Here is a 7,694-nt window from a genome sequence, read left to right as displayed (position 1 = left end):
CCCCGCTCCCCCCGGCCCAGCGGCGTCCGGGTGACGCCCGGCCTCCTCAGCGGGGCCATGGCGGTGCTCGTGCTGATGGTGTTCACGGTCGCCTTCCTGCTGACGAGGCAGGAGCCGCCGCCGGCGCCGCCCAGCAAACCTGTCTCCGCGCGGACGACGGCCTCGTCGGCGCCGCCCAGCACGCAGCCCCCGACGAGCGAGCCGCCCCCGACCGGTGAGGCGAAGTTCTCCGACGACGTCGACCCGTGCGATCTCCTCACCGAGGAGCTGCTGACCAAGCTGGTGGTCTTCCCCAAGCAGCAGAAGATCTACAAGGAGGAGTGCGAGTGGACGACCCTGACCCCGTACGGGGCGGGGCTTCCTGACAACATGACCTTCCGCCTGAAGGTGTACACGAAGGTGTTCCCCGACGGGGTGACGCAGGCGCACGAGCAGTTCGTCGCCCGCCGGCACAAGGCGTCGCTCATCCCTCAGGGCTACACCAAGGCCGAGCCGGCCGTCGGGGACGATTCCTATGTCACCGCGTACACGCTGGAGGGCAGCGACAGGGGGCCCACGAAGGCGGTCGTGGGGGTCCGGGTGAGCAACGCGGTGGTGGAGGTCGAGTACGGCCGCTCCGTCACCCAGGACGCCGAGGGCAGGCTGACCGCGGGCGCGCTGGAGACGGCGCGTACGGTCGCGGAGAAGCTCAGCAGCGGCGGAGGATGAAGGGGGACCCGGGGCGGCGGCCCCGGGCCGATCGTGGCCGTCTCAGGACCAGGTCACCGGCAGCGAATGCACGCCGAAGATGAGGCCAGCGTGATTACAGCGGATGTACATCGCGCCGGGCTACGGTCTCGCCATGCTCTCGCGTGACATCATGGCCGCGGCCGTCGCCCTGCCCCTTCTGTGGCCGGGCACGGCCGGTGCGCACACCGTACGCCAGGCGCCCCTCGGGGCCGTGTTCAACAATCCCACCACGGCCGACGCTACCAAGATCGTGGATCAGCTGATCACCCTGATCAGCGGCGCGGAGGCGGGCTCGGACATCCGGGTGACGGCGTTCGAGTTCACCGACCCCGACGTGCTCGCCGCGCTCAAGGCCGCGCACGCCAAGGGCGTCAACGTCAAGGTCCTGGCCGACGGCGGCGCCAAGGACAGCGACCAGTTCAAGGATCTCGCCGCGGCGCTGGGCGGCGACACGAGCCGGCCGTCGTGGGCGACCCACTGCCGGCACGACGGCAACTCCTCGACCGCGTGCATCGGCGACGTCCCCGGCGACGACGGGTCGAAGATGCACAACAAGTTCTATCTGTTCTCCAGCACCCTCGGCAGCTCCGACGTCGTGATGCAGTCGAGCGCCAACCTCAAGAAGGGCGGCTCCGGGACAGGGCAGTGGAACAGCTCCTACACCCTGTCCGACAAGGCCGTCTATGACGCCTACCTGGCGTATTTCGACGACCTGCTGCGGATGAAGCTGATCCCCGACTACTACGAGACGCATCCACCGGTCGAGACGCCTGCCATGAAGATCTACCACGCGCCCCGCGCGGACGGCGACACCATGGAGAACATCCTCGGCCACGTGAAGTGCAAGGGCAACACGGAGGGCGGCACGACCGGCGACCACCGCACGATCATCCGGGTCTCCACCTGGCACATCGCGCGCACGGCCGTGGCGAGGCGGCTGTGGGAGCTGGACCAGCAGGGTTGCTACGTCGACATCGTGTACCGGCACGCCGGCAAGGCCGCGCTGGAAGCGCTGCTGAAGCCGCCGAACGGCTATCACGGCCCGGAGATCCGGACGTTCGAGAACGCCCCGGGAACGCACCAGAAGGACCTGTTGATCGACGGCACGTACAACGGCGAGATCAACCAGAAGGTGGTCTTCACCGGCAGCATGAATCTCAATCCCTCATCGCTCCGCGAGAACGACGAGACCATGCTCCGCATCACGGACCCCGAGGTCCATCGCGCCTTCAAGAACAACTTCTGGGACGTCCAGGCGGCCGCCGACGTCGACGTCCAGACCAGCAAGAAGCGGGCCAGGAGCCTGCCCGCCACGGTCGAGTCCCCCGACGAACGAGCGGAATGACCGCGCGCTAGCGCAGCGACGTCGTGACCAGGTGCGGATATGCCTGGATCTCGGCCTCCGTGAACCGTTCGGTCACCCACTCGCCGCGCGAGAACAGCTCGGTCTGGTCGGCGTGGTGCGGCGAGGCCGAGTTGGCCGACAACGAGTACGTCAGCACGGTGCGGGTGCGCGGCCCCGCCGGGGTCAGCTCCACGGCCATCATGAAGCTGGAGCCGGTGTTGACGTCCGGATAACGGCCGTCTTCGCCGAGCGGGCCGCTGGTACGGATCCGGTCGAAGCAGCCCTCCCCCTCGGTGCACCCCGGCACCGGGACGGCGCCGTACCGCTGGGCCTGCCCCGGCGTGAGCCTCAGCGCGACGTCGTTGGCCGTGAAGAACCGCACGGCATCGGCCAGCGCGGTCTGCACCACCGGGTGGGCGATGTCGAGCCCGCGCGGCGTGGTGAGCGGGTGCTCGGCATCGAACGGCACCTTCCACCAGCTTGTCGGCGGGACTATCGACCCGCCGGGCCGCCTCTGCGGACCGTTGAGCCCCATGAAGAACTCCCTCCACAGGATCGCGCCCCGGCTGTCGAGGCGGGCCCGCCCGTCCCAGGCTGCCAGCGTGTCGCAGGCCCGGCGGACGTCGGCCTTCTCGCCGTCGCTCTCGCCGCGGACATCCGCGGCGAGCGTGTAGACGAAGGGCATGCCCTGGTACGTCTCCTGCGCGCGCCGCAGCGCGGTCACGTCGCGGGCGGCGCTCATGGCCAGCCACTCGTCGGCGAACCGCAGGTTGACGGCGTTGGCGTCGGCCAGGGCGATCGCCGTCTCCTTCGTCCAGCCGTCCGCCAGCACCGGGCCGTACCGGGAGGTGAACAGGGTGGTGGTGACGGGCTTGACCGCGCCCTGGGCGTCCCGGACGGTGACCGTGACCTCCTGCCGGCCCATCGGCTCCGGCCTGCCGTCCACCAGGTACGCGGTGCGCTGCCCCGGCGCCAGCTCGAGCTGGTAGAGGGTGAAGCGCTGGGCGTGGGAGACGGTGTGCGTCCAGGCCATGCTCGCGTTGTGGCCGATCTGGACCATGGGGGTGCCGTAGAGACTGCCGCCCGCCACGTCGAGCACGCCCGGGATGGTCAGGTAAACCTGGTAGAAGCGGCGGCTGCCGTTCCACGGGAAGTGGGGGTCGGCCAGCAGCATGCCGTGGCCGCCGCGGGTGGCCTCGCGCCCGAGGGCGTAGGCGTTGCTGCCGGGGGCGGTCACCCTTGGCGGACGCTGCCGCGAGGGACGTTCCCCTTCAGCCTGCCCAGAGGCGGCGACGGCCTCCTTGAACCGGGAGCTGCCGCCCAGGCGGCCGAGGTCGAGCAGGTTCATCCAGACGTCCGTCGCGGTGATGGGGCCGACCCACGCCTTGCCCCGGCAGGCCGGGTCGGGCAGCCTGGCCACGCCCGTGTCGCTCAGGTAGCGGTTGAACCCGGCGACGTAGCCGTCCACGAGCGCGCGCAGCGCGGCGCTGGGGCCGTGGGGCGCGGGGCGGGCGAGCACCCGGCGCAACACGCCCGACGCCTGGACGCTCTTGTGGTACACGTCGCTGGCCAGGTTGGAGATCGGGTCGACGGCGTCGTCCGACATCGCCTCCGCGCCGAAATGGCGCGACCGCTCGCCGCGCAAGGTGAGCGCCCACGACGCCATGACGCACAGGTTGTCCTGCGCGAACGCGTAGCCGTGGCCGTAGCCGAGGCCGCCGTGGTCCTTCGCGGAGATGTGCGGGATGCCGTACTCGGTGCGCCTGACGTCGGCGGCGTAGCGGCCTTCTGCGGCTCGTGCCGGGGCGGGGCCGCTCCCCGGCACCGCGACGAGGAGGGCGCCGGCCAGGGCCGCGACGAGCGCCGCGGCCGGCCGCCGGACAAGGGTCATGATCATCGGCAGTCCTTTGCGAAGCGGGGCCCTATTCGAAGCGGGCGTTGTCGGGCGCGGTCACGCGCTTGAGCAGCGGCAGGCCGGCGAAGATGACCAGCAGGGCGGCCAGCAGCCCGCCGCCGAGGGTCAGGAAGTAGGCGGGGCCCGGCAGCGCCGGCGGCGCGCTCTTGATGGCCAGCTGGTCGATCATCGGCTCGGCCACGCCGAAGCCCGCGGCCGCCGCCACCAGGGCGGCCAGCACCATGGGCGCAGCCGTCTCCAGCAACACCACCCTCGACAGGGTCCGCGTGGGCGTCCCGCACAGCCGCAGCAGGGTGAACGGCTGCCTGCGCTCCATCACGCCGCCGGTGACCGCCACCAGCAGGCCGCAGCCCGCCACCAGCAGGGTCAGCGCGACGATGGCCAGCGCGACACGTTCCGCCTGGTCCAGGAGCACCGCGCGGGCCTGGGCGACCTCGGCGAACGTCTGCGGCGTCTCGGCGCCGCCGGCGCGGGCGACGTACGGGGTGAGCAGCGTGCGGATCTCTTCACGGACGGCCGGGTCGTCGGCGCTGATCAGCACCGCCGCCAGGGGCAGACCGGCTGAGGCGGCGGACGCGGCCGTGTTGCCTGTGTTGGCTGTCTTGCCTGCGTCGCCTGCGTTGGCTGGGCTGGCTGGTCCGGCCGTGTTGCCTGGGCTGGCCGTGTCCACGATCGGCAGGTTGCGGTCGACGGAGAGCATGTTGTCGCCGGTCAGCAGCCGGTTGAAGTCGGCCGCCACCGCGCGGATGCCCGGGGCGCACCGGCCGAGCGCGGGGAAGCCGGTCAGGGCCGCGCAATCGACCACCTGACCGAGCAGGAAGTCGGGCCGGCAGCCGGGGCCCGGGTCGCACGGCGGAGGGCCGTCCGGCCAGGGCGGCGTATCGGCCCTGCGGTAGATCGGCAGCACGGTGACGCCGGGATGGGCGCGTACCTTGGCGAGCAGCTCGGACGCCGTGGCAGGCGGCAGAGGCAGGCCCTCGGCGTACCCGAACGACGCCTGCATGACCGTGTTCAGCGTGCCGCCACCCACCGCCTCCTGGCCCGAGACGACGGCGGGGACGATGCCGGCGACGGCCGTGCCGATGAAGACCGCCAGCACGATCCCGTTCACCGACCTGAAGGCCCCCTTGGGGTCGGCCGCCAGCCGCTGGGCGGCCAGCAGCGTCGCCGCGCCGGGCGTGACCCGGGCGACCAGCCGCGCGGCCAGCATCGTCAGCCAGGGCCCGGCCACCACGAGACCGACCATGATCAGCGCCAGGCCGATGTCGACGAGCACCGCGTTCGGTTCCTTGCCGTCCGCGAACACCGGACCCGCGAACAGTCCCAGTCCCGCCACGAGACGATCCGCCACCATCCCGGAGCGGAGGCCCGCACCTTGCCTGCCACGCCGAGCGGCGTGATCCGCACCCGGCGCAACGACCACAGGGCGGCGCCGGTGGCGGCGAGCGGCACACCCGCGACCACGGCGGCGTGCTGGAGCGCGGTAGGCGCGACCACGTCGGGGAAGAAGCGGGAGCCGGTGATGGCGACGCCGGCCACGGCGGGCCGCAGCGCCTGGAAGACCGCGATGCCGGCGAGGGCGCCCAGCAGCGCGCCGAGCGCCGCGTCGATCGAGGCGATCGCGTTGATCTGCCGCGCGGTGGCGCCCGCCAGCCTGATCGCCGCGAAACGCGCCTCGCGGCGGGCGGTGGCCAGGCGCGTGGCCGTGCCGATGAGGACGAGCAGCGGAAAGATCAGGCCGACGGCGGCGATGCCGAAGCCGTGCTCGTACAGGGCCGTGGTGTCGTCCGCGGGCGGGGTGGTGGCGACGGCGTCGACGGCCACGGTGCCGGCCATGGCGGCCAGCTCGCCGGAGGTCCGGCCGACGACGACGACCAGGTCGTCAGGGCCGGACAACGCCGCCCGCCCGATCAGCCCCGTACGGGTGCCGGGGAAACGGTCGGCGAGTTGCTCTCGCGGCACGGCCTCCATCAACGCCGCGAGCGCGGGCGAGACGTAGTAGCGCCCTGCACCGGGCAGCGCGGGAACGCCGGGAAGGGCCGGCGCGGGTGCTTCCGCGTCGAGTACGGCGACGTCGAGACGCTTGATCGGGCGGCCCGCGTAGGAGTCCTGGCGGTGGTTCCACAACACGGCGCCCGGGGTGGCGCCCAGCGCCCAGCCGCCCGGCGCGGAGCCGGTCGTGCACTCCCAGCAGGGGCGGCTCGCGGTCGCCTGGAAGGCGTTGAACAGCGCCACCGTGGACAGCAGCACCGTCACCCCCATCGCGACGGCGGCGGTGACGAGCGCCAGCCGGACGGCCGCCTCCCGGCCGCCGCGCAACGACAGCCGCAGGCCCAGCCAGAATGTCATCGGACGGCCTCGCCGGCGTAGGGGTCGGTGATCCTGCCGTCGCGCACCAGGACCTCCCGGTCGGCGCTGGCGGCGACGCGGGGGTCGTGGGTCACCACGTTCACGGTCGTGCCCTCCTGGCGGGCCAGGCCGACGAGCAGCTCCATGACCTTCTCGCCGGTGAGCGAGTCGAGTGCGCCGGTGGGCTCGTCCGCGAAGATCACCTTGGGCCGCGTCACCAGTGCCCTGGCGATCGCCACGCGCTGCGCCTGCCCTCCGGACAACTCACCCGTGCGCCGCCCGCCCAGCTCGTCCAGCTCCAGCCGCCGCAGCCAGCCGTCCGCCCGCTGGTAGGCCTGCCTGCGCCTGACCTTGCCGAGCAGCAGCGGCAGGGCGACGTTGTCGGCCACCGTGAGCTCCGGCACCAGCCGGCCGAACTGGAAGACGAAGCCGAACGCGGTGCGGCGCAGCTCGGACCGCCTGGCGTCGCTCAGGGTGTCCAGCCGCCGCCCGTCGAACCGGACCTCGCCCGTGTCGGGGCTGAAGATGCCGGCCAGGCAGTGCAGCAGCGTGGACTTGCCGGAACCGCTCGGGCCCATGATCGCCAGAATCTCTCCCGCCGTCACGGAAAGGCTCGCCTCGCGCAGCGCCGGCGTCCGGCCGTACGAACGGTCGATGGAACGGGCCTCCAGGAGCGGGCCCGGCACGGGGAGGGCGTCAACGGTCATGCGGGCCGGACCGTTTCCGCCAGCGCGCCCAGCCGGGCCGCGGTCACGTCGATCCAGCGCAGGTCGGCCTCCAGATGGAACATGCCGTGATCGGCCAGCAGGGCGTCCACGAGAGCGCCGCCGCGTTTGATCTCCGACAGCTCGCGCATGCGCCGCATGTGCGTGGTGCGCTGGATGTCCAGGAAACGTTGTGCGTCGTGGCCCAGCATCAGCGCCAGCACGACCTTCGTGAACAACACCGTCTGCAGGTACGGCTCCGCCGCCACCGGCTCGGCCAGCCACGCCTCCACCTCTTGCCTGCCTGCCGGGGTGATGGCGTAACGCTTGCGGTCGGGGCCGTCACCGCGTTCGCTCTGACCGGCCGTGACCTTGCCGTCCCTGGCCAGGCGGCCGAGCGTCGAATAGACCTGCCCGAAGGGGAGCGGCTTTCCCCTGCCGAAGTAGGTGTCGTAGTCGCGCTTCAGGTCGTAGCCGTAGCTGGGCTCGCGGTCCAGGAGGCCCAGCAGCGCCAAGGGGACTGTCATGACGGATGACTATACACTGGAAGTATATACGCGGAGGCTAAGCGCTGCGGCACCGCCGCTTCCCAACCGGGCCCGACGCCAGCGGCGCGCTAGGGACGCGCTAGACGCATCGGCAAACATGTCCT

7 protein-coding genes are annotated in these 7,694 nt (G+C 72.0%); 2 read left to right on the top strand and 5 right to left on the bottom strand.

The annotated features are described in order from the left end of the window. On the top strand, positions 1-708 hold a 708-nt coding region (locus E1294_RS52680), incomplete at its 5' end, for a hypothetical protein (protein ID WP_220447745.1). Between the two features lie 133 nt (positions 709-841). Then, positions 842-2,074 (top strand): phospholipase D-like domain-containing protein, encoded by a 1,233-nt coding sequence (locus tag E1294_RS14790; protein ID WP_165977282.1) that lies wholly within the window; start codon positions 842-844, stop codon positions 2,072-2,074. Between the two features lie 7 nt (positions 2,075-2,081). Here E1294_RS14790 and E1294_RS14785 read toward each other — a convergent pair whose 3' ends face one another. The 5 genes from E1294_RS14785 to E1294_RS14770 are packed head-to-tail and all read right to left on the bottom strand — an operon-like array spanning position 2,082 to position 7,569. Next, on the bottom strand, positions 2,082-3,971 hold the full coding sequence (locus E1294_RS14785) for a penicillin acylase family protein (RefSeq protein WP_246083018.1): 1,890 nt from the start codon (positions 3,969-3,971) through the stop codon (positions 2,082-2,084). A gap of 25 nt (positions 3,972-3,996) precedes the next feature. Next, a complete protein-coding gene (locus tag E1294_RS55760; protein ID WP_246083017.1) occupies positions 3,997-5,325 on the bottom strand; it encodes an FtsX-like permease family protein in 1,329 nt (442 codons plus the stop codon). Next, positions 5,238-6,338, bottom strand: a complete 1,101-nt coding sequence (locus tag E1294_RS55755) for a hypothetical protein (protein ID WP_246083016.1) — start codon at positions 6,336-6,338, stop codon at positions 5,238-5,240. Before E1294_RS55755 ends, E1294_RS55760 begins: the two co-directional genes overlap by 88 nt. Next, complete coding sequence (locus E1294_RS14775) at positions 6,335-7,045, bottom strand: ABC transporter ATP-binding protein (protein WP_132508819.1); 711 nt, start codon at positions 7,043-7,045, stop codon at positions 6,335-6,337. Before E1294_RS14775 ends, E1294_RS55755 begins: the two co-directional genes overlap by 4 nt. Next, on the bottom strand, positions 7,042-7,569 hold the full coding sequence (locus E1294_RS14770; RefSeq protein ID WP_132508817.1) for a PadR family transcriptional regulator: 528 nt from the start codon (positions 7,567-7,569) through the stop codon (positions 7,042-7,044). The genes E1294_RS14775 and E1294_RS14770 overlap by 4 nt, the downstream gene beginning before the upstream one ends. Positions 7,570-7,694: the final 125 nt, after the last annotated feature.

It is taken from the genome of Nonomuraea diastatica, from assembly GCF_004349015.1.
Classification (GTDB): Bacteria; Actinomycetota; Actinomycetes; order Streptosporangiales; family Streptosporangiaceae; genus Nonomuraea; species Nonomuraea diastatica.
This window is presented reverse-complemented; position numbering and strand designations above follow the sequence as displayed.